Below are 20,946 nucleotides of genomic sequence, written 5' to 3'. Positions count from 1 at the left end.
ATATACATTGTATCTACATCTTACAAGTACTAGAAGCAGATTGGACCATTACTCCCCCTGCAATAGAAAAGCACCCTTTTCAGGATGCAGCTTCTCTTATGTCGTGCTTCGTTTCATATCGCGTATCGCCTGAATCGACAAACGCACCAGGAGGATGACACACAGGAACAATCCGGTATAGGCGGCTGTATTCAAGTAGACCGCGTATGCGGTATTGATGAACTGTGCAATGGCCAGCAATGCGGCCGACACCAGACCAAACGTGATCCCAGACATCAGCAGCACGAACCGGGAAAACAGCTGAAGCACAAAATTGGCATTGTGCTTGTCGGAGAAAACGTCGTGATGCAGGATGATTTTGCCGCCTTCGATGCGCTGGATCAATTGATCGGCCCGTTTCGGCAACTTCATCATTTCGGGAATCAGCAGCGCCAATTCTTCTTCAATTTTCTGTTTGGTTTCGCGTGGTTCGGTAAATGGTTTTTTCAGTACAGCGGTCTTATATTTTTTTGCAAAGACCTTGGCTTCTGTGAACATATCGAACTTCGGATCGATGGTATGGAGTGTGCTGTCCAAACTGATCAAAGACCGGAGTGCCATGCCGACAGAAGGATAAAATGCCAAACCGAATTCGCGGACGATGTCAAACATGGCGTGAATCAGTTCTTCGGTCTGGATCTTATCGACGTAAGAAACCTTCAGCAGCAATTGGCCAACCGCCTGTTCGAGCTTTTGGCGTTCGATTTGGCTGTTGTCTTCCACTAATATATTGATGGCGTCGCAAATGACTTCTGCATCGTTTTGCTGGACGCCGATGATGAAGAGGTTCAGTCCGTCCTGTTGAGGAGCGGCCAGCCGTCCGACAGCACCAAAGTCCAGAAGGATCGGCTGGCCGTCCTGTTCATCGATAAAGATATTGCCGGGATGCGGATCGGCATGAAAAATTCCAGAAAACAGCATCTGTTCGAAAAATGAAAACAGCACGGTGCGGCCGAACGCCTTTTGGTCGACATGGAACTGGTCAAAGACGTCCTGTCCCCGGGAAATGCTTTTTCCTTTGAAATACTGCATGACGATTAAATTGTCATTGCTGAATTCTCGGTAAACATGCGGAATCTTGACCGGGTAATCGCTTTTCTTTAACGCATTGGCGACTTGGATGGTGTTGCGGGTCTCAATCTCAAAATTGATTTCTTCACGAAGACCGTTCGCAAAGCCAATGGCCAGTTCACGGAAGCCGATGTTCTCGGCCCATTTTGACTTGCTGGCAACCCATTCGGCAAACTCAACAAGAATATCCAAATCATTGCGCATGATGCCTTTGACGTCCGGACGCAGTAATTTGACGACGACATCTTCCTGCGTCTTTTTCAGCACAGCCTGATGGACTTGGCCAATGGAGCCCGCTGCCAGTGGTTCCATACGGAATTCCGAGAAGACATCTTCCACACTCGCCGATAAGGAATTCTGTAAGATGGTTGTGACTTGTTCACTGGTCAGGGGTTTGACATCCTGCTGCAGCGTTGCCAGTTCTTCGATGAAGACGGGTGAAAACAGCTCAGTGCGCGTGGACAGCACTTGCCCGAACTTGATGAAGATGCCGCCGCTTTGTTCCAGCGTATCGCGGAAAGCGATGGCCAAATCCCGGTTGCTTTCCCGGTGGCGTGCATAGCGGATAGTGCGCGAAAATCCGTTTCGGACAGCGATTTCCAGCACTTGGCTCAGGCGTTTCTGGCGCCGCCACCGATGCCTCATTCGCTGGATAATGAATTTTTGGTTGGTGATGCGCTCTCCCCGTTCCCCAAGTTCAATCGGATCGAACAGCTCGAAAAATAGATAGAACAGCATCGAAATCAGCAGCATGCTGCCGATCCAGATGATGGCGCTTGCGTCAGCGACCGTATCAGTGATATTTTCACTTAAAAAATCCGTATAGCGCAAATAAGAATACCAATAGACAAAAGTTGTTAAACTGACGCCCAATAAGACAGAAAGAATTCGTTTAGTGAAATTGACATGTGACCCCATTAACCGGCCACTCACATAATAGATGAAAAAGACCACCGTTAAAAGTCCCAGCAACATAATGAAATAGATCATGAAGAGCATTCTCCTTTCATCACCAATCCTCAACAGCAAGAGGCGGGCTTTGTTTCTTCAGTATAGCAAAATTTGGTTGATAGACCGGAAGCGATCAGGAAATATGCCTCAGTGTTTTCTTGTGCGATTACGGCTTTGATTCTGCAGGCGCTGGCATTTTTTTGATCAGTTCCAGCAGGCCGACAGGATATAGAGTAGTTTCGCCAAGCGCCAGTTCTTCCAGACTGACCCATTTCGCCTTGGTTTTTTTGCCATCTTCCATTACATCAAACGCTTCTTGATCGTAAAGGCTTTTTTCCTCAAATTCGACTTCGTAGACGAGTGCGAGTTCATGAAAGACCTGGCCTGCCAGCGTAAAGATGTTTTCCACTACATCCAAGTAGTCCGCCACACGGATGTCGGCACCGATTTCTTCTTTAAATTCCCTTTTCAATGTTACAGCGGACGGTTCCCCGAGCTCGATGGTGCCGCCCAAAGGCCGGTAGAACGGACCGTCTCCGGCTGAATGGGATTTAAATTGCTGTTCCAGGAGAATCGCATCGCCTTTTCTGAGGATGCCCAAAGTGATAGCCCGCGGCTGTAGATGACGGTTCTTTTGAAGGTCATAATCAGTCACCACAGATGCCACAATATGAATAGTGTTCCATTCCCCTTCTGAAAATTGAACAAGCGGATAGGTTTTTTGAAAAAGCTGCCGATCGATTTCATGTGGACGCACCCCTTCTTTGTGCAACTGAATGATCGTTTGTTGGAGAGTTTCCAAATTATGCAGTTTTTGTTCCAGCAAAATGCGGCCGTTTGCCAGGTAGCCTGCATGGCTGCAGAACACTGACTGGAACGGCAATGCCAATAGTTTGCGCAGCGATGCGGCCATGAGCTGTACCGATTCACTCTCCATCATGACGCGTGTTTTCGGTGAAACAAACAAGTCGCCAGTGAACAGGCGGCCCGATTCCTCATGAAACAAAGCCACATGGTCGTCTGCATGGCCCGGTGTATGGATGACTTGCCAGTTGAGCGTACGGGAGCGGACGCGCTCACCAAGCGGCTGTGCAACAAACGCGCGTCGGTTGCCCCAAGTGATTTTCCGGTACTTCGGGTATTCCCCCTCCGTTTTCGTAATTTCCAATCCCAAGGAATGGATGGCGAATGGAATGTCCCGATTTTGCTGGAGCCAAGCCGCATTCCCGGTGTGGTCCTCGTGATGGTGTGTCAAGACCACTTGGTCAAATGAATGCTCGTTGAAAAAATCGATCAAGTCCTTCTGCAGTTTTTCAGCCCCTGTATCGATCAGCATGCCATCAACCAGAAAAACGAAAACTTTGCTGCGGGTTTCTGTGAGCACCCCTTCGACGCACACTACCTGTTCTTTTTCATAGACCTTGATCATGTTCCATTTCCCCCTCTGGTTCCCTATCCATTTTCTTCATGATACAAATCTGGCGGTCTCTTGTCACGCGAAGCTTTTTCTGCAGTTTCTTTTGACAGTTGCTGTCTGTTTTTTTCTTTTCTTGTAGACGGTTTTGAATTTTAATGATAAGACCTTATGTAACAAGTTACATATCTAATAAAAAAGAGCGGTCATCGAGCTTTCAGAAGCAGATCGGCCATAAATTCTGCGATTTGCCCCCGATTCCGAAGAACCCTGGTTTTTTCAGGAACGGATTCCAGCTTTCTCAAAAATTCAGGTTTCATCGTTTCTTCAAAATAACGGTTCCATCCAAACATTTTCACGAGCATCGAAAAGCGGGGTTTGTAATTGGACCGCTCCTTCCCCATCTTTTGTTTCAGGTAACGGACAATAAATTGGTACGTCCTCAAATAAAATGGAATGTCCAAAAAAACCACGATGTCTGCAGAGGAGATCGCGTCTTCCGTCCAGCCGCTGTGGACACCTTCGATAATCCATTCTGGCTGCATGATTGCTTCAAGAAACCGTGCATCCCTCACGGCAACGGCATTCCGGACGTCTCCGCCTTCCTGCCGCTGCCAGACAAAATTATCCGTTTCGAAATGTGTGGCACCTAGTGCTAATGACAGCTGCCGCGCCAAGGTGGATTTGCCGCTCCCGACTGAGCCGGTGATATAGATTTTCATGATTCCGCCGCCTCGACCACCCGCTCCATCAAACTCTCCACTTCCTGCCTGCTGCTGTTTTGCGGATCAAGCTTCAGCAAGGTCTTCCCCACCAGGTTGACGCCCCTATTAGAGCCGCTGTAGACAAATACCGTCTGATCATCGCTCTTTTTGGTCAAGGCAAAGCTTAAGGAGATCCGGAAGAGCCCTGCGGCCACAAAACTGATGTCTTTACGCTTTTGTTCCGGCAAATCCTCATAGGCAGTGATTTCCATGACATAACTGACCAGGCGGTTGCCCATCCGGTTCTGCTGCGCGTATTTCGAGCCGACCTGGTTGGGCGGCCCTTCCACCAATTGATGTTTTTCCAGCTGCGGCATGATGGTCTGCAGCTGCTCATCCGAAAACAGCGCCCATACCTTTTCGATAGGAGCTTTTATTATCCGTTGCTCATTCCACTGGATCATCTTCCCACTCCCTTCTATAGCTTCAACGCTTCATCCCTTACCCGCTCCATGAACGTGGTGACCGTCTGCCGGCGTTTCTTTTTGCTGCCCGCCAACAGCATCGCCTTGCCCATCATCCCTTGGCCTTTGTTTGTGCCTTCATAGATGAACTTTGTGCGGTGTTCTCCGTCCTTCAGCAGCGTAAACGAATAAAACACCTCAAAGCTCTGCCCCATCTCGAATTGGGTTTGTTTAAGTTTTTTGTCCGGCCCGTCTTCATAGCCGACGGTCTCGATGATATAGGTCTGAAATTGGGTGCCTTCGTGGTAGCTTTGGGCGTGTTTTGCGCCCAGCTGGTCATTGTCATTTTCCAGCAGAATATGCTCTTCGACTCTTGGCATCAGCTTTTTGATGTTGTCATCCCGGAACAAACTCCAGACTTTTTCGATGTCGGCATCGATCACCATTTCTTCTTTCCACTTAACCATGGGGGTTCCTCCTTTGGTCTAACTTGCTCTCAGCCATTATCCCATGACTGCGCCAAACATTCACGTCCGCATGCTCCCGCCTCAACGCCGATAGAGTGGTTGTCCTGCCTGCCGGAACTTCCGTTCACTTGAATTAATCGGCAGCATCTCTATAATGGAAAAAGGAACGGAGTGATCTGATGAAGACCGCAACCATTTTAATTTTATTCATACTGGCTATGCAATTGATTACGGCCGCAAACTCGCTGCTGTTCAGCGGCGTGCTGAGCGACCTCGTCTTTTGGTTCAATTCAGCTCTATTCATGGGCGCATTGGCCACTTATGTCTACCGGATGGACAAGGACAAAGAAACGGCACGGAAAAAATAAAAAGCAGCAAAGACGTCTCACGTCTTGCTGCTTTTTTTCAATTGCCTATCGTTCGATCACGGTCTTTTCAAGATGGTGGACTTGATTGTAGTTCCGGATGATCCAATTCGCTTGGTCAAAATGGATATGGCTGAGGCAGGCGTTCAAAAGCCGTGTTTTTCCGGAACCGATTTCACCTTCCGACAACTCACCGAGTATGGCGTTGATGACGCCTCCGTGGGAAACCAATAGAACACGCTGCTCCTTGTACCGGTCGTTGATGATTTTCAATCCCGTGGCCAGCCGTTCAGCGAATAGCTCATTGTCTTCCTGGTTCGGGTAACACCTGTCCGGAAAAGTAAGTGCCCGCTCCTCATAGGTCAAGCCTTCTGCGTCGCCAAAATGCTTTTCCGCAAACTCTTCCATTTCAATCAATGGCAATGCCAAGGTTTCGTTGATGATTTCGGCCGTACGGCGGGCGCGCTTTAATGGGCTCGTAATGATCAGATCCCAATCGGAGTCGGATAAATATGCCCCGCATTGCGCCGCTTGCTGGACACCGTCCTCATTCAACGGAATATCGGTCTTCCCTTGAATCTTCCCTTGCGCATTCCAATCGGTTTCTCCGTGGCGTACCAAGCATACGATGGTCATATTTAATCACCTCTCCATCAATTATTACTATTTTTTCATTTTACCACAAAAGAGCATGCTGCTCACCCGAAAAGCTTTGGGCACAGCTATAGACAGACTCGATTTCTTTCTACCTGCTTGAGTCATTTTGCATTGTCATTTCGTCTTTGTTGGCTGTTTTGAATTGATTATCATATAACCTTATGTAAGTAACTACATTTATATTTTCAACCCCATCATTTACTGTCTTCCAGCTATGCCCCATAAAAAAACCCCTATTAGGCCATAGGGGTTTTGCATCCAATATGTCTTTATTGTTTTACTTCGATGACAAAGGTGGTCAGTTCTTTTACTTTTTCGCTGTTTTCCGCTTCCATTACGTAAAAATCACAGTAGGCGTAAACTTTCGGCTCATCCGCCAGCCCTTTTTTTATCATCGTTCCCTTGACTGCCGCTTCCCCGTTGACGGCAACAGCATGATCGATGGTGAAATCCACATCCCCGTAGCCGTCCTCCACACCGAATGCCGCATCGAGAAATGCCTGTTTCCCAGTAATCGGTTCTGAACCGACGATCGTCCACACGACATCATCTGCGATATGGCTTTCAATGAACAGACGATCTCCATGAAAGAAAGCACTATTGAAATGGTAGAAAAAATCTGTATTGTTTACCGCTTTCATAGCCAGCCGCTCCTTCCCGTCGCGTTGTCCCTTTCTTCATTTTTCCCGGATTGAATAAACCCAAAAATCTTCCCTGTTTTTACTGGCCGGTTCCCCTGGAAAATCGAGGCCATGCCCGATCCTTTCCAGACAACCACTCCTCCTGGCTGTTCACCTCTTTCTCATCGTTTATGTTGAAACGGCTCCGCTATCCATTGTTCCAGCTGTATTATCCAATACCCAATTTCGATTGGAATCAGTCATGAATTCCTTTTTCTGAAAGATTTTTTTCTGTTTTTGCTGATGGATATAAAAAAACCGCTTCAGGATAAAAGACCTGAAGCGGTTGTGGATTATGCAGCAACGGCTACCCGTTTTTTCAGAGAACCGACAACGATCGCCGTAACGACAGCACCGGCCAGAATAGCCAGAATGTACATCAGGATGCTGGCAACCCCTCCGTCGACGAGGCCGATGACAAAGACGCCGCCGTGAGGTGCGCGCAATCCGATGTCAAACAGCATGACCAGTGCACCGGTCACCGCCGCTCCGGCTACTGAAGCCGGAATGACGCGGGCCGGATCGGCTGCAGCGAACGGGATGACGCCTTCGGTGATAAAGCAGGCACCAAGGACGTATGCGGTCTTGCCGGCTTCGCGTTCCGGTTTGCTGAATTTATTCTTGAACAGCGTCGTCGCAAGCGCCAGGCCAAGCGGCGGAACCATTCCGGCCGCCATGACCGTCGCCATGAAATTGAAGTTTTGCGCATCCAGCATCGCAATGCCGAATGTATAGGCTGCTTTGTTGATGGGGCCACCCATATCGATGGCCATCATGCCGCCTAAAAGCAAACCGACCAGCACCAGGTTCGTGCCGCCCAAGCTTTCAAGGAAAGCGGAAATCGTTGTGTAGACTTTGGTCAGCTGCGGATTGACGAGCATCATGATGATGCCGGTGATGGCAATCGCAAAGACCGGGTAGAACAATACCGGTTTCAAGCCTTCCAAGGAGTTCGGCAGACCGGCAAACGCTTTTTTGACCAATAGCGTCACGTAACCGGCCAGGAAGCCGGCGATCAATCCGCCAAGGAATCCAGAACCGCCGCTTGCTTCTTCAACACCGGTAACGGTAATTGCAATCAATCCGCCGATCATACCCGGTGCAAATCCGGGACGGTCGGCAATGCTCATGGCGATAAAGCCGGCCAGTACCGGAACCATCAGGAAGAACGCGTTGCCGCCGCCGATAGTGCTCAGCATAGCCGCGAATTCGTTGTATTCAGGACTGTCAGGGTTGGAGGCGTTAATGCCCCAGAAGAACGAGATGGCGATCAAAATACCGCCGCCGACAACAAACGGCAGCATATTCGATACGCCGTTCATCAGGTGCTTATAAAAGCCGCCTTTGGTTTCTCCTGCATCGGCTTCATCTTTGGACTTATCGTGTTTATAGGTTGGGGCGTCACCCGCTACCGCACGGTTCAACAGATTGTCCGTTTCGTAGATCGCCTTGCCGACCCCTGTCTGGATGACGGGTTTGCCGTCAAAGCGGCTCATTTCCACTTTGGTGTCTGCTGCCACGATGATGGCATCCGCTCCGGCAATGTCTTCAGCGGTCAAGCGGTTTTTCACGCCGCTCGAGCCATTGGTTTCCACTTTCAAGGCAATGCCCAGCTCTTTGGCGCGTTCATTTAGTTTTTCTGCAGCCATATAAGTGTGCGCAATCCCTGTAGGGCACGCCGTGACCGCCAGGATTTTCTTTTGCGTGCTGTCTGCGGGAATGTTTTCCGCTGCCGCTTCAGGTTCTTCCAGGGAAGCTTCTTTATCGGTCACCACTTGCAATACATCCTGTTTCGACTGTGCAGCGAGGATATTCGTACGGAATTTGTCGTCCATCAGGAATGTTGCGAGGCGTGACAGCGCCTCCAAATGATCGTCATTGGCGCCTTCAGTGGCGGCGATCATGAAGAACAGGTTGGCCGGCTGGCCGTCCAGTGATTCAAAATCAAGTCCGTCGGCTGCACGGCCAAAAGCGATGGCCGGAGATTTGACCGCGGAAGATTTTGCATGCGGAATGGCGATGCCGTCTCCGATGCCGGTGGTGCTTTGGCTTTCACGTTCCAGGATGGCTGCCGTGAATGTGCGTCTGTCCGACAATTTGCCGGCGCGTTCCAATTGGCCGGCAAGCTCTTCCAGCACCTCTTGCTTTGTTGTGGCGGAAAGGTTCAGGATAATGGTTTCTTCTGTTAACAGCTGTGTAATTTTCATTTTGTCACATCCTTTTCTTCATATGGGTAAATCTCTACCTCATCAAGCAACTTCTCGACATCTTCCCTGCGGCATAGATCCGAACGGAAGGCGGTGGCACTGCCGCTCGCCACACCGTAGCGAAAAGCGAGTGCAGGGTCCTGATCGGTGGCGTAGGAAGCGATAAATCCGGAGACCAGTGAATCGCCGGAACCGACGGTGTTGACGACGGTCCCTTTTGGGGCATTGGCGATCAAGGCAACATTCTTTGTGACCAATAGCGCACCCTCCCCGCCCATAGAGACGACCACATGTTCCGTACCCCGCTCCACCAGTTTTTTGGCGTAATGGAATGCTTCAGGCACAGTGGCAATCTCCACACCGAACAATTCGCCCAGCTCTTGTTGATTGGGTTTGGCCAGAAACACCGGAGCGGCAATCAGGCTTTCCAGTGCCGGCCCTGATGTATCCAGCACGAACCGGACCCTCTTGGCCGCGCAGATTTCCGCCAACTCCAGAAAGTAATCGGCAGCAATAGAAGCTGGCAGACTGCCCGCCAGCACGAACCAGTCGCCTTCAGCCATCCCTTGGACTTTTTCCGTCAAAGCATCCAGTTGCGCAGTATTCAAGTTGGGACCTGGCCCATTCAGCTCGGTTTCCTGGTCTGATTTGATTTTGACATTGATACGGGTGATCTCTGCGGTTTCAATAAAATCAGTGTCGACGCCTTCGTTTTTCAGAAACGCCTCTATATATTGTCCCGTAAAACCCCCGGCATAGCCGAGTGCCTGGTTGGAGACGCCGAGCCGCTTTAATACACGGGAGACATTGATGCCTTTTCCGCCGGGATAGTAATAAACTTCATCGGAGCGGTTCAGTTTCCCGCTTTCAAATTCGGGTACATATACTGTGTAGTCGATAGATGGTGTGATCGTGCAGGTGTATATCATGGTGCCACAACCTTTACTATTGTCTTTTTCTGGAGTCCAGCATTGGCTTCTTTGGAAATTTCATCTACAATTAAAGTGGCGCGGTCCAAATCCATGATCTTGGCAAAACTGATTTTATTGGCTTTGGACTGATCAGCGAGCGCAAACGTCTTCCGTGACAAGGAACTGGCCATCTGCTTTACCGCGGCTTCTTCGGGATCCGGCGTTGTATAGCCATAGTCCGGATGGAAGCCGTTGATGCCCAGGAAACAGATATCGAACCGGTAGTTCTGCAGGGCCTGGATCGTATGGGCACCGACAAATGCGCCGGTCCGCGGCTTCATCAGGCCGCCGGTCAAATAAGTCGTGATGCCTTGTTCGTTAAGGGCTTCAACAAGCGTCAGCCCGTTGGTTACGACCACCAGATCCTTGTCTTTCAAAAACGGAATCAGTTGAAAGGTCGTGGTGCCGGCATCCAGGAAAATACTGTCCCCTTGCTGGATGAACGAAGAGGCGAATTCCGCAATCTTGATTTTTTCTTCAAGAAACTGTGTGGATTTGTCCCAGATGCTGGGTTCCGTCAGATTTTGGCCCGGCAATATGGCCCCGCCAAAAACGCGTTCCAATTTCCGTGAATGCTCAAGATCGGTCAAATCCCTTCGGATGGTTGATTCTGATGCACGGGTGGATTCCACCAGCTCCTGTATTTTGACTGTCTGCTTTTCTTCCAACAGCCGAAGAATATAAGCATGCCGTTCGTTGGTAAGCAAGTTCTCACCTTCTTTTTAATAGAGTCAAAGTTCTGTTAAATAGATAATACTTGAAATCGCTTCCACAATCAATCATAATCGTTCATAAGCAATCAAAAACCGCCATTTATTTTTTTGTTCACTCAAAAGCCGTCAAAAACGGTCAGTGAATGCATCATATGGCTGCACTTATCAAAGGAGGAAATCAATCATGGTCGAAAAACAATTTACAATTACAGATGAAGCAGGTATGCACGCACGTCCGGCATCCGCGCTAGTTGGAGCGGTGTCAAAATTCAAATCAGAAATCACAATTGAACACAAAGGCAAGAAAGTAAACTTGAAATCCATCTTGGGCGTTATGTCTTTAGGTATTCCAAGCGGTTCAGTCGTCACCATTGCAGCTGACGGCGAAGACGAAAACGAAGCGGTTGAAAAAGCGGCGGATGTAATGAAAACAGAAGGGATCTCAAACCAATGACACAAACAATGTCCGGAATAGCAGCATCAAATGGCATCGCTATCGCTAAGGCTTTTCGCTTGGAGAATCCGGAATTGAATGTTGACAAACGGACGATTTCGGATGTAGAAAGCGAACTGGAACGAATGACCTCCGCTTTGGACAAATCCATTGCGGAACTGGAAGTGATCCAGAAGAAAACCGCGGAAACGATCAGCGATAAGGAAGCGGCGATTTTCGGCGCTCACCTGCTGGTCCTGAGCGACCCTGAACTGGTCGGCCCGATTACAGAGCAGATCACTGCAGACAAAGTCAACGCAGAGTTTGCATTGCAGGAAACGACGGATATGTTCATCTCAATGTTCGAAGCGATGGACAATGACTACATGAAAGAACGCGCCGCGGACATCCGTGACGTCAGAAAACGGGTTTTGGCCCATCTTTTAGGGGTCACCATCCAAAGCCCGAGCATGATTTCCGATGAAGTCATCGTCATTGCGGAAGATTTGACCCCTTCCGATACGGTTCAATTGAATGCCCAGTTCGTCAAAGGCTTTATCACCGATATCGGCGGACGCACCTCGCATTCGGCGATCCTGGCGCGTACGCTGGAAATCCCAGCAGTGGTCGGCGCGAAAACAGCAATGGCGGACATCCAGAACGGCATGACCGTCATCGTCGACGGCTTGGACGGGAAGATTTTGATCGACCCGGCAGACAGCGTCATCGAAGAATACAAAAACAAGCAACTGGCCTATGACCAGCAAAAAGCGGAATGGGCTGTATTGAAAAATGAAGCCACCGTTTCCGCGGATGGCCAAGCCGTTGAACTCGGAGCCAATATTGGGACGCCGAAAGACATTGCCGGCGTGCTTGATAACGGCGCCGAAGCGATCGGCTTGTACCGCACAGAGTTCCTTTATATGGGGCGTGACCAGTTCCCGACAGAAGATGAACAAGTCGAAGCGTATGCCGCTGTGCTAAAAGGCATGCAAGGCAAACCGACCGTAGTCCGCACCCTGGACATCGGCGGCGACAAAGAGCTGTCCTACCTGGATCTGCCGAAAGAACTAAACCCATTCCTTGGCCTGCGCGCAATCCGCCTGTGCCTTGAAATGCCGGATATGTTCCGGACGCAGCTGCGTGCTTTGCTGCGCGCAAGCGTGCATGGCAACTTGAAGATCATGTTCCCGATGATTGCGACTCTTGATGAATTCCGCGAGGCGAAAGCGCTCTTGCTGGAAGAAAAAGCAAAGCTGCAAGCTGAAGGCGTGGAAGTCAGCGAGACCATCGAAGTTGGCATCATGGTCGAGATTCCTTCGACTGCTGTCATGGCGGATACATTCGCCAAAGAAGTCGATTTCTTCTCGATCGGCACCAACGACCTGATCCAGTACACAATGGCCGCGGACCGCATGAATGAAAGCGTGTCGTATTTGTACCAACCATTCAACCCGGCCATCTTGCGCCTGGTGAAAATGGTCATCGACGCTTCTCACCGCGAAGGAAAATGGACCGGCATGTGCGGAGAAATGGCGGGAGACGAAATTGCCATCCCGATCCTTCTCGGCTTAGGTTTGGACGAATTCTCGATGAGTGCTTCATCGATCCTGAAAGCCCGTTCACAGATCAGCAAACTTTCCAAAGCGGAAATGGCTGAGCATACAGACCGCATCCTGGCATTAAGCAATTCCCAGGAAGTCGAAGACTATGTAACAAAGCTTTCTGCTAAATAAGAAAAACGAGCCAAGGGATAGTTTCCCTGGCTCGTTTTTTTTTGCATTAAAAAGGATTGGTGGCCCACTGGCTCGATGTCGGAATAAAGATGCGCGGATGCAGCTTGAGCTGCGCCACCATATATTCCGCCAAATCCTCCGGCTGCATGAACTTTTCTTTTTCCTGGTCGGTTTCGCCTTCCTTATGCGTCAAATCCGTCACAACACGGCTTGGTGTTAAAGCAAACATCCGGATATTGTGTTTGCGGACTTCCTGTGATAAGGATTCCGTCATGCCGAGCACCCCGAATTTCGAAGCGCTGTAGGCACTCGATCCGGCTGATCCCCGCAAACCTGAGCTGGAGGAAATATTAATGATGTCTCCCCCATTTTTCTCGATCATCTGCGGCAGGACGGTTCGGGTAACATAATACATGCCCATCAGGTTGACATCGATGACCCGTTTCCATTCTTCCGGCTCCAGTTCCAAAAAGGGTCCGTATTTGCCGATTCCGGCATTATTGATCAATATATCAGCCGTTCCGAGTTCATTCGTCAATTTTTTCACGGCCGCTTCCACCTGTTCTAAATCGGAGACATCCGCCACTGCATAAGCTGCCCGCCCGCGCAATGACTTGATTTCTGCCGCCAACTTCACAAGATCCGCCTCTGTGCGCGCAATCAGCCCGACATTGACTCCTTCGTTCGCCAAGGCTAACGCCGTTGCCCGCCCGATCCCTTTTCCTGCCCCTGTTATAAAAGCCGTTTTTTCCGTCAATAATTGCATAGTTGCAAACTCCACCTCTCACTATTCTATTCCATTCATCTATCTTCAGCCGATATTTTGCAGAAGATAAATAGCGAATCCAAAACATATACGCTTTTTTCTTTACCCCTTTTTGACGGATGCCTAACAGCCCAGCCGCAGGAATAACAGCTAACCATCGCCATTCATATTGTGAATAATAAATAAAAAATATTCATTCAGACGCATCAAATAAATGAATAAAAGGTTTTCTGGATATTCATAAACATGATGAAAGTTGGCGCTGGCCAACTCGCTTTTTTAGCCTCCCCTTATTATTCGGTTTCATTCAATGGATAAACTTATTTATCCGGTGAAGAATCTTCTTTGCCGGTTTTGGCTGTATCTTCATATTGCTCTTTTTGCCGGTCCTGCCTGTCTTCCGATTCAAAATCCGGAAACTGCTCTTTGGGGGAGCCGGTGAATCCTTCTTTTTCCCCTTCTTCTGCTTTTTTCTTTTTATCATTATTCATCATCCCGTTTCACTCCTTCAGACTATAGTTACCTTTTAAAATACCCGCTCTGGGTTACTTTAATCAAGAACGGCTATTCCTGCTGATTTCTTTCGCTGAATCGCTTTGGATCGGTCAAAAAAACCCTGTGCACAAGCACAGGGTTAAGGTTGCTGCTGTTTTGACAAGGTATCCATGATTCCCATGGAACTGACTTGCATATCCAGCCGGATATACGGATAGACTTTGTGGTCATCCGGTACGCCCTGGGTTCTTAAATAGCCCTGAACCCGGTCGAATAGGCGTTTGGCCAATTCATCAGGCGCTAGACCCGCTGTAAAGGCCCTCTGTCCTTCTTCGACGAATACCTCCAGCCATTCCTGGGACTGGCGCAGTGCTTGCTCGGGTTTGTCGGTTTTGCTGAAATGGCCGTAATAGATGGCGTCCAGCTTTGCAGCAGACATCCGTTCAATGGCGTTTTGCATGGCTTCCGGATTGAATTGGTTGGGCGAGGTCGAAGGCAGGTACAAGTCGATCCCTTCTCTCACCAATTGATCATAGCGGATGCCCACGGTATCTCCGGCGAAAATCCCGTTGCTGACCGGGTCATAGATGCTGAAATGGTGGTTGGCATGTCCTGGGGTATCCCAAAATTGGAGCGTACATTCAGGGCCGATATTGAGGCTATCGCCTTCCGTTTTTATGAGCAGGCGGTCCTCTGGAATGGCGACGATCGGGTCAAACAATTGATCAAACTGCTCTCCATACACCATCCGTGCTCCCGCTGTCAGACGGCTCGGGTCAGACAGATGCCGTGCGCCTTTCGGATGGACCACCACTTGGGCGTTCGGACAATCCTGCAGCAGCAGACCCGCTCCCCCCGAATGGTCGAGATGGACATGCGTAACGATTATGTATTTAACGTCCTCCAGTGCAAAGCCCAAAGCTGCCAGCCCTTTTTTAACATATTTGACAGAAGGGCTCGGCCCCGTATCCACCAGCGTCAACTTCTCTTCAGCGATGACATAGGTACCGGTCCGTTCCGGCAATCCCAAATCAAATCCGTCAATCAGGTGCATGCGTTCATTCAAGCGAATCGGTTGTTTATCTTCCACTTTATCCATCCCCTTTGCTTTATCGAATTGCCAACAACGCGTCAGCTTCTCGCTGGGCCAATCGGCTGTTATAAGAATATTCTACCATTAACCTTATGGATTTGAAGCCTTTTCAAGTAAAGTCCACCCTTCGCAGCCAGGCATTTGGCTGTGCGACACTGGCAAATAGGGAGCATAGAACTGCAGAACCGGTGATTTTTGCATTCCAAAGAGATTTTGCGTAATGTTAAGCGCATAATCAGAATTGCAAAAACAGGAGGTAAATGCAGATGTGCCCATTACAAAAAACGCCACAGCTGTGGACGGCAGAACAAGTAAAAGCGACACTTCCCAAAAGGGGTCCGAACAGCCACAAAGGAAGCTACGGTACGGCTCTATTGATTGCCGGGACTGAAGAAATGCCCGGCGCAGCACTGCTCGCCGGGCTTGGCGCCATGCGGAGCGGTGTCGGCAAGCTGGTCATCGCAACAGCAGCGGAAGCGATGGCGATGATCGTGCCGCGCCTCCCCGAAGCCACCTATTTGCGGGATGGCCTGCGGCGGATCGCAGAAAAAAAGGATTCAGTCGATTTCTACCGGGCTGCGGCCATCGGACCTGGCACCAATCCCGACGCGTTGACGGAAGACGCCCTGCGCGTTCTTCTTGAAAGTACGCTTCCTGTGATTGCCGATGCCGGCGCTTTGAGCAAGCGTTCTTACCCCGGGCGTGAGGCTCCTGTCATTTTGACCCCGCACCCAGCTGAATTTTCACGCATCACCGGCGTCGATGTCCGCGAGCTGCAGGAAAATCGGGCGGATCACGCCGCTGAATGGGCTGGAAAATTAGGCGCCACGATTGTCCTGAAAGGCCAAAACACCATCACGGCTTTTCCGGATGGCGAGATTTGGGCAAATCCGACCGGCAACAGCGCCCTCGCCAAAGGCGGTACCGGCGACACCTTGACTGGCATGATGCTTGGCATGCTGTGCTGCCACAAAGACTGGAAGCATGCGGTGCTGAATGCGGTCCATCTCCACGGGGCCTGTGCGGATAAATGGACCCGGAGCCGCTCGCCCCATACCCTTTTGGCGCACGAATTGACAGAGCTGCTGCCGGAAGTATGGGCAGCATTCGAATCATGAAAAAATGGAAAAGCGGGCGGGAATAAATTCCCGTTTGCTTTTCCATTTTCCGATTAAAGTTGATGGTCTTCCCTGATTTTCTCAAGCAAAGCCTTGCAGCCATCGGTTACCAGCCCATAGGTTTCCTCAAAATCTCCAGTGAAATAAGGATCCGGCACATCTTTCAGATGGTCGGTCAAATCCAGGAAACGCATGATTTTCGGGTGGTGCGGCTGGCCGAGCATCGAGCGGATGTCGGCTATATTGGTTAGGTCCATGCCGATGATATAGTCAAAATCATCGAAATCACCCTTTTGCAGCTGCCGCCCTTTCATGCCTTCAGCCGGGATGTCATTGGCTTTCAGAATTTCCAGCGTCCCCGGATGCGGATGATTGCCGACATGCCAATTTCCGGTCCCGGCCGAATCCACTTCTATTTTATGAGATAAATTTTGCCGGTCCAATTGCTCCCGCAGAACCGCTTCTGCCATCGGCGATCGGCAAATATTTCCCAGGCACACAAACAATACGCGTATCATAACTAGCCCACCTTTCCTGTCAGCCAAAACGGACGATGCAAAACTTGGCATCTTTCCATTCCAGTCCTCCGATTATAGCATCAATTCTTCTGCGAGCTGCAGTCATTCCTCCAGCTGGCGGTGAGCGGTTTTTCCGGCGAAAAGGTTTAAGGGATGCCTATTGCGGAATACTAGTAGAAAACACCGAAAGTGGGGAATCCGATATGACTGTACAAATCGAAGCTTTGCCATCGACCCAGTCGAAGGCAAATAACGCGACACCTGACCACATCAACCAAAAAATCGAACGGCAGACCGAAGCCCGCATCAACACCTTCAAGAGAAGGAGTCCCGAGGCGATCAAACAACGCATCTCGGAACTGGAACGCGAATGGGATACGGAGCGTGTCCTGGAAGTCAATATGGCTTCCCTTGCACTCGCTTCCTCAATTCTAGCGCTCACCGCCGACAAGAAATGGGCATACTTCAGCGGCGCTGTCAGCGTATTCATGCTGCAGCATGCACTTCAGGGCTGGTGCCCGCCGCTGCCCTTGATCCGCCGCATGGGGGTCCGCACAATGAGCGAAATCAACCTTGAGAAACAAGCGCTGCAAAATCTCCTGAACGGCGAACATTATCCTATTTGAACCAAAAATCATAAAAACGGCTTGTCCCAATTGGAAATGGGGCAAGCCGTTTTTATACCGGAAATCAGATTTTAAAATGCCGTCTGCCGGTTGGTTTATTGCGTACTCGTTTTTCTTTGTAAATTACCCACAGCAAACATACGATGCCGACGATACTCAATGAAAAAAAGGTGACCTGATAAGGACTCAGGCTGCTATGCATCATCATTTCTGCATAGCGGAAACCGTTCATCATAAAGATCAGTACCGGCAACCACAACCAATTATTAGAAATTGACGCTTCCTCCCTTTTTAAGAGCGACCGGCTTTTTCTATGAAAGCTTCTAATCATCTCAATTTCTTATTTTATCAAAAAAACAGGAAAAATAAAGGGTTTTTTTATTTCTGTTAATTCAAAAACAGATTTAAAAAGTAAAATCCTACGAAAAAAGCAGGCTGCGGGAGCCTGCTTTCGCGGTAAGTGGGACAAAAAACCCAAGTATGAAGTTTTCTTTATTCGACCATTGCGGCCGTCTGAACTTCTGCTTTCCGGTTCCTTCTGGCTTTGGTGTAGAACATCACGATGATAATGCCCGTAAGAAGCAGGCCAAGGATGAATGACAGATTCAAATCCAGATTAAAACCGATTTTCTGATTGAGTATATAAACAAAAACCATGTAGGTGATGAAAATCGCCGGAGCAAGTGATACCAGGTAGTTTTTTCCCTGAATGTAGAGATACATGGTGGCAATCCATAAAGCGATCGCTGCCGTCGCCTGGTTGGCCCAGGAGAAATAACGCCACAGCAGATTAAAGTCAACCTGTGTCAGGACCGCTGAAATAATGAAAAGCGGTATGGCGATGAGCAGACGTTTCATCAGCTTGGTTTGGTCGATCTTGATGTAATCCGCAATGATGGAACGCGCAGCGCGGAATGCCGTATCGCCTGACGTGATCGGCAATACGATGGCGCCGAGAACGGCAATCGTCCCGCCCACAGCACCGAGAAGGGTCATGGACACTTCGTTGACAACCGCTGATGGCGTACCGGAATTGATCAGCCCGCTCAGCGTTTGCCCATCAAAAATACTCATAGCAGCAGCTGCCCAAATCATAGCGATGATGGCTTCTGCAATCATCATGCCGTAAAAGATGTAGCGGCCCTGGGATTCTTTTTCAACCGTCCGGGAAATGATCGGCGACTGGGTGGCATGAAATCCGGATAGCGCGCCGCAAGTGATTGTAAAGAACAAGATCGGGAAGATCGGCAACTCGCCGGGATGCATGTTCGTAAAGTTCAGTTCCGGTATTTTGTATTCAGAGAACAATAGCGCAACGCCGACGCCTATAGTTCCGATCAACAACACCGCACCAAAATATGGATAAAGCCGGCCGATGATTTTGTCGATCGGCAGGATTGTCGACAGGAAATAATAGATGAAGATGAACACGATGATGATGCCGACCGCAACTTTGCCATCCAGTAAGATCGACAGCAGCGATGCCGGCGTCGTGACAAATACCGTTCCGACCAATAACAGCAGCAGCAATGCGAAAACGTTGACGATGTGCCGCGAAGCAGCCCCCAGGAATTTGCCGGCAAGCTCCGGAATATGCGCACCTTTATTGCGGATGGAAATCATGCCGGTCAAGTAATCATGAACGGCACCGGCAAAAATCGAGCCGATGACGATCCATAGAAATGCCACAGGTCCGTACAACGCCCCCATGATGGGACCGAAAATTGGCCCAGTGCCAGCGATGTTCAGCAATTGAATCAGCGCATTTTTATGCTTGTTCATTGGAACAAAATCCACACCGTCCGCATTCGCGTAAGCCGGTGTCTTTCTCGATTCGATCGGATCGAACAGTTTTTCGATAAATTTACCATATGTAAAATACGCCACCACCAAAATGACGATGGAAATTAAAAATGTAAACATTGTGCACCCCTATTCTATGTTGTAAACGCTTTCTCGGTATAATGTAATTTTCCTCGCAATCCTCTTTTTCTTTTGTTCTATCCTCCTCTACACTGTCAGGCTAAGCTTCTGTCTCTAAACTTTGAAATCTTCTTCCCTGGAACAGAAGTATATTTTATATTAGTATTTTAATTTAAAATAGTCAATCTTTTTTGGGAAATACAAGAAAAACTATGTACATCTTCAATTCCCGGTAAACAATCCGGAGCAATTCGTTTTTGCCAGAGCTGAAAACGCCTCCCGTAAGCCGGAAGGCGTTTCATGTTATTTCAGGAATTCCAATATCCCTTCCATCAATCCATCTGCCAGGGGCAAATCAGGGTTGCCGTAGCTTGCCATATTTTCCGTCGGGTCGGAAGAGGTGTTTTTCAGCACATGATTCATGTTGTCGACGATCAGCAATTCGGCCTCACTATGCGCCTTCTGCAGCAGCTCTGCATCACTGATGGGCACCTGAAGGTCCGTCGTCCCGCCAACGACCAGCACTGGCATATCAAGCTTTGCCAGTTCCGTCTGTGGATCATACGCCAGCCAGGAAATCAGGTAAGGCTGGACCGATGGCCGGAAGATGCTGGCCAGTTCCGGACTGATTGGCTCCACTGTACGTCCTTTCTTCAATTCACTGATGATTTCACGCGACTCATTCAGCAAATTTTCCGGCAAATCCTCCTTTAGCTGCTCCATTAAGAGTTCGTCTGCAGGGCGCCCGACTCCGGCCAATGAAACAAATGATGCAGCCCGCTGTTGCCCTGCCGCAATCATGCCGATCAAAGACCCTTCGCTGTGGCCGATGACGCCTACGGAGGAAAACCATTCCTGAGATTGGGCATAGCCGATCCACGCGGAAGCATCTGTGATATAATCCTCAAACTGCAGATCTTCTTCTTTTTCCATCAGGCCGACATTGTCTCCAATCCCGCGCTTGTCATAGCGGATTGTGGCGATTCCTTCTGCAGCGAGCGCCTCGGCCACCATCTTCAAGCTATTATTTTTCCCCACAATCAGCTGGGAATTGCCGTTTTTATCGGTGGGTCCGGAACCCGACAGCAACAGCATGGCAGGAAACGGCCCCTCGCCTTCAGGTGTCAGGATCAGAGCCGCCATGCTCCCTCCCTCCACTGCTATCTCTGTGCGTGTGCCTATTTCCTCCTCAGCGGCAGCCGCTCTGGAAAGCTCGAAAGGAAAGGATTGCCCCTGCTGAGTAAATGTGCCGGCAATCGAATCTTGTTCGAGCGCGCCATCAAAGACGAGCAATTGGCTTTGGATCGTCATTTCAAAATGAATCGCCGGATCCGTAAAATTAAGGGCGGTCAGCGGAAAATCCTTGATTCCCTGAACAGGAATGGAAATCGCTCCATTTTCCCCGTCAAACTTGACAGCAATCGGCAATGCCTGACCCGGCACTTGGATCGCCCCTTCCCAATTTCCAATGAGTTCATCCATCTGTCCACTCTCCTCCACTCTGTCCTCATCACCGCTGCAGGCCTGTAAGATAA

Annotated in this window: 21 protein-coding genes; 5 read left to right on the top strand and 16 right to left on the bottom strand. The window is 49.5% G+C overall.

Annotated elements, in window-relative coordinates; translation table 11 throughout:
- Positions 1-96: 96 nt before the first annotated feature.
- The 5 genes from AC1MEO_RS03610 to AC1MEO_RS03590 all read right to left on the bottom strand — a co-directional run bounded on the left by AC1MEO_RS03610 (position 97) and on the right by AC1MEO_RS03590 (position 5,110).
- Entirely contained in the window at positions 97-2,100 is a 2,004-nt protein-coding gene (locus AC1MEO_RS03610; RefSeq protein ID WP_480334393.1) for an ABC1 kinase family protein, read from the bottom strand.
- Between the two features lie 127 nt (positions 2,101-2,227).
- Positions 2,228-3,490, bottom strand: coding sequence for an MBL fold metallo-hydrolase (locus tag AC1MEO_RS03605; RefSeq protein ID WP_480334392.1), 1,263 nt, complete (start codon positions 3,488-3,490; stop codon positions 2,228-2,230).
- Between the two features lie 191 nt (positions 3,491-3,681).
- The gene (locus AC1MEO_RS03600; protein ID WP_480334391.1) at positions 3,682-4,197 is read right to left on the bottom strand and encodes a P-loop NTPase family protein; all 516 of its coding nucleotides are present in this window, start codon (positions 4,195-4,197) and stop codon (positions 3,682-3,684) included.
- Entirely contained in the window at positions 4,194-4,643 is a 450-nt protein-coding gene (locus AC1MEO_RS03595) for an SRPBCC family protein (RefSeq protein WP_480334390.1), read from the bottom strand. Before AC1MEO_RS03595 ends, AC1MEO_RS03600 begins: the two co-directional genes overlap by 4 nt.
- A 14-nt stretch (positions 4,644-4,657) precedes the next feature.
- Positions 4,658-5,110, bottom strand: a complete 453-nt coding sequence (locus AC1MEO_RS03590) for an SRPBCC family protein (protein WP_480334389.1) — start codon at positions 5,108-5,110, stop codon at positions 4,658-4,660.
- A 179-nt stretch (positions 5,111-5,289) separates the two neighbouring features.
- On the opposite strand from AC1MEO_RS03590, the gene AC1MEO_RS03585 reads away from it, so the two are divergent.
- Entirely contained in the window at positions 5,290-5,478 is a 189-nt protein-coding gene (locus tag AC1MEO_RS03585; RefSeq protein ID WP_480334387.1) for a hypothetical protein, read from the top strand.
- Between the two features lie 45 nt (positions 5,479-5,523).
- On the opposite strand, the gene AC1MEO_RS03580 is transcribed toward AC1MEO_RS03585, so the two are convergent.
- From AC1MEO_RS03580 to AC1MEO_RS03560, 5 genes are all read right to left on the bottom strand, one after another.
- Positions 5,524-6,111: a histidine phosphatase family protein gene (locus AC1MEO_RS03580; RefSeq protein WP_480334386.1), complete on the bottom strand. Its 588-nt coding sequence runs from the start codon at positions 6,109-6,111 to the stop codon at positions 5,524-5,526.
- A gap of 290 nt (positions 6,112-6,401) precedes the next feature.
- Positions 6,402-6,773, bottom strand: coding sequence for a nuclear transport factor 2 family protein (locus AC1MEO_RS03575; RefSeq protein WP_480334385.1), 372 nt, complete (start codon positions 6,771-6,773; stop codon positions 6,402-6,404).
- A 332-nt stretch (positions 6,774-7,105) separates the two neighbouring features.
- Positions 7,106-9,019, bottom strand: coding sequence for a PTS fructose transporter subunit IIABC (locus AC1MEO_RS03570; RefSeq protein ID WP_480334383.1), 1,914 nt, complete (start codon positions 9,017-9,019; stop codon positions 7,106-7,108).
- A complete protein-coding gene (gene pfkB / locus AC1MEO_RS03565; protein ID WP_480334382.1) occupies positions 9,016-9,948 on the bottom strand; it encodes a 1-phosphofructokinase in 933 nt (310 codons plus the stop codon). Before pfkB ends, AC1MEO_RS03570 begins: the two co-directional genes overlap by 4 nt.
- Positions 9,945-10,697 carry a DeoR/GlpR family DNA-binding transcription regulator gene (locus AC1MEO_RS03560; RefSeq protein WP_480334381.1) on the bottom strand — a complete coding sequence of 251 codons (753 nt, stop codon included), beginning with the start codon at positions 10,695-10,697 and terminating at the stop codon, positions 9,945-9,947. The genes pfkB and AC1MEO_RS03560 overlap by 4 nt, the downstream gene beginning before the upstream one ends.
- Positions 10,698-10,887: 190 nt before the next feature.
- Here AC1MEO_RS03560 and AC1MEO_RS03555 point away from each other — a divergent pair, with 190 nt between their 5' ends.
- Positions 10,888-11,157 (top strand): phosphocarrier protein HPr, encoded by a 270-nt coding sequence (locus AC1MEO_RS03555; RefSeq protein ID WP_480334379.1) that lies wholly within the window; start codon positions 10,888-10,890, stop codon positions 11,155-11,157.
- Positions 11,154-12,872 carry a phosphoenolpyruvate--protein phosphotransferase gene (gene ptsP, locus AC1MEO_RS03550; protein ID WP_480334377.1) on the top strand — a complete coding sequence of 573 codons (1,719 nt, stop codon included), beginning with the start codon at positions 11,154-11,156 and terminating at the stop codon, positions 12,870-12,872. Before AC1MEO_RS03555 ends, ptsP begins: the two co-directional genes overlap by 4 nt.
- A 46-nt stretch (positions 12,873-12,918) precedes the next feature.
- Here ptsP and AC1MEO_RS03545 read toward each other — a convergent pair whose 3' ends face one another.
- The 3 genes from AC1MEO_RS03545 to AC1MEO_RS03535 all read right to left on the bottom strand — a co-directional run bounded on the left by AC1MEO_RS03545 (position 12,919) and on the right by AC1MEO_RS03535 (position 15,223).
- The gene (locus tag AC1MEO_RS03545; RefSeq protein ID WP_480334375.1) at positions 12,919-13,638 is read right to left on the bottom strand and encodes a 3-ketoacyl-ACP reductase; all 720 of its coding nucleotides are present in this window, start codon (positions 13,636-13,638) and stop codon (positions 12,919-12,921) included.
- A gap of 320 nt (positions 13,639-13,958) precedes the next feature.
- A complete protein-coding gene (locus AC1MEO_RS03540) occupies positions 13,959-14,132 on the bottom strand; it encodes a hypothetical protein (protein WP_480334373.1) in 174 nt (57 codons plus the stop codon).
- Between the two features lie 140 nt (positions 14,133-14,272).
- Positions 14,273-15,223 carry an MBL fold metallo-hydrolase gene (locus tag AC1MEO_RS03535; RefSeq protein ID WP_480334372.1) on the bottom strand — a complete coding sequence of 317 codons (951 nt, stop codon included), beginning with the start codon at positions 15,221-15,223 and terminating at the stop codon, positions 14,273-14,275.
- A 269-nt stretch (positions 15,224-15,492) separates the two neighbouring features.
- Here AC1MEO_RS03535 and AC1MEO_RS03530 point away from each other — a divergent pair, with 269 nt between their 5' ends.
- Positions 15,493-16,344, top strand: coding sequence for an NAD(P)H-hydrate dehydratase (locus AC1MEO_RS03530; protein ID WP_480334371.1), 852 nt, complete (start codon positions 15,493-15,495; stop codon positions 16,342-16,344).
- Between the two features lie 53 nt (positions 16,345-16,397).
- Here the strand turns inward: AC1MEO_RS03530 and AC1MEO_RS03525 are convergent, their stop codons facing one another.
- Positions 16,398-16,862 (bottom strand): low molecular weight protein-tyrosine-phosphatase, encoded by a 465-nt coding sequence (locus AC1MEO_RS03525; protein WP_480334370.1) that lies wholly within the window; start codon positions 16,860-16,862, stop codon positions 16,398-16,400.
- A gap of 203 nt (positions 16,863-17,065) precedes the next feature.
- Between AC1MEO_RS03525 and AC1MEO_RS03520 the strand changes: the two genes are divergently transcribed.
- Complete coding sequence (locus AC1MEO_RS03520; protein WP_480334368.1) at positions 17,066-17,488, top strand: YgaP-like transmembrane domain; 423 nt, start codon at positions 17,066-17,068, stop codon at positions 17,486-17,488.
- Between the two features lie 492 nt (positions 17,489-17,980).
- Here AC1MEO_RS03520 and AC1MEO_RS03515 read toward each other — a convergent pair whose 3' ends face one another.
- Complete coding sequence (locus AC1MEO_RS03515; RefSeq protein ID WP_480334366.1) at positions 17,981-19,411, bottom strand: carbon starvation CstA family protein; 1,431 nt, start codon at positions 19,409-19,411, stop codon at positions 17,981-17,983.
- Between the two features lie 303 nt (positions 19,412-19,714).
- Positions 19,715-20,893: an alpha/beta hydrolase family protein gene (locus AC1MEO_RS03510; protein ID WP_480334365.1), complete on the bottom strand. Its 1,179-nt coding sequence runs from the start codon at positions 20,891-20,893 to the stop codon at positions 19,715-19,717.
- Between the last annotated feature and the right edge of the window lie 53 nt (positions 20,894-20,946).

Source organism: Planococcus sp. BI3, from assembly GCF_056680115.1.
This window is presented reverse-complemented; position numbering and strand designations above follow the sequence as displayed.

Bases quoted from the DNA above. Each gene is read 5' to 3' on its own strand.
- AC1MEO_RS03610 (WP_480334393.1), bottom strand. From the start codon at position 2,100: ATGATCTATTTCATTATGTTGCTGGGACTTTTAACGGTGGTCTTTTTC.
- AC1MEO_RS03605 (WP_480334392.1), bottom strand. From the start codon at position 3,490: ATGATCAAGGTCTATGAAAAAGAACAGGTAGTGTGCGTCGAAGGGGTG.
- AC1MEO_RS03600 (WP_480334391.1), bottom strand. From the start codon at position 4,197: ATGAAAATCTATATCACCGGCTCAGTCGGGAGCGGCAAATCCACCTTG.
- AC1MEO_RS03595 (WP_480334390.1), bottom strand. From the start codon at position 4,643: ATGATCCAGTGGAATGAGCAACGGATAATAAAAGCTCCTATCGAAAAG.
- AC1MEO_RS03590 (WP_480334389.1), bottom strand. From the start codon at position 5,110: ATGGTTAAGTGGAAAGAAGAAATGGTGATCGATGCCGACATCGAAAAA.
- AC1MEO_RS03585 (WP_480334387.1), top strand. From the start codon at position 5,290: ATGAAGACCGCAACCATTTTAATTTTATTCATACTGGCTATGCAATTG.
- AC1MEO_RS03580 (WP_480334386.1), bottom strand. From the start codon at position 6,111: ATGACCATCGTATGCTTGGTACGCCACGGAGAAACCGATTGGAATGCG.
- AC1MEO_RS03575 (WP_480334385.1), bottom strand. From the start codon at position 6,773: ATGAAAGCGGTAAACAATACAGATTTTTTCTACCATTTCAATAGTGCT.
- AC1MEO_RS03570 (WP_480334383.1), bottom strand. From the start codon at position 9,019: ATGAAAATTACACAGCTGTTAACAGAAGAAACCATTATCCTGAACCTT.
- pfkB (WP_480334382.1), bottom strand. From the start codon at position 9,948: ATGATATACACCTGCACGATCACACCATCTATCGACTACACAGTATAT.
- AC1MEO_RS03555 (WP_480334379.1), top strand. From the start codon at position 10,888: ATGGTCGAAAAACAATTTACAATTACAGATGAAGCAGGTATGCACGCA.
- ptsP (WP_480334377.1), top strand. From the start codon at position 11,154: ATGACACAAACAATGTCCGGAATAGCAGCATCAAATGGCATCGCTATC.
- AC1MEO_RS03545 (WP_480334375.1), bottom strand. From the start codon at position 13,638: ATGCAATTATTGACGGAAAAAACGGCTTTTATAACAGGGGCAGGAAAA.
- AC1MEO_RS03540 (WP_480334373.1), bottom strand. From the start codon at position 14,132: ATGATGAATAATGATAAAAAGAAAAAAGCAGAAGAAGGGGAAAAAGAA.
- AC1MEO_RS03530 (WP_480334371.1), top strand. From the start codon at position 15,493: ATGTGCCCATTACAAAAAACGCCACAGCTGTGGACGGCAGAACAAGTA.
- AC1MEO_RS03525 (WP_480334370.1), bottom strand. From the start codon at position 16,862: ATGATACGCGTATTGTTTGTGTGCCTGGGAAATATTTGCCGATCGCCG.
- AC1MEO_RS03520 (WP_480334368.1), top strand. From the start codon at position 17,066: ATGACTGTACAAATCGAAGCTTTGCCATCGACCCAGTCGAAGGCAAAT.
- AC1MEO_RS03515 (WP_480334366.1), bottom strand. From the start codon at position 19,411: ATGTTTACATTTTTAATTTCCATCGTCATTTTGGTGGTGGCGTATTTT.
- AC1MEO_RS03510 (WP_480334365.1), bottom strand. From the start codon at position 20,893: ATGGATGAACTCATTGGAAATTGGGAAGGGGCGATCCAAGTGCCGGGT.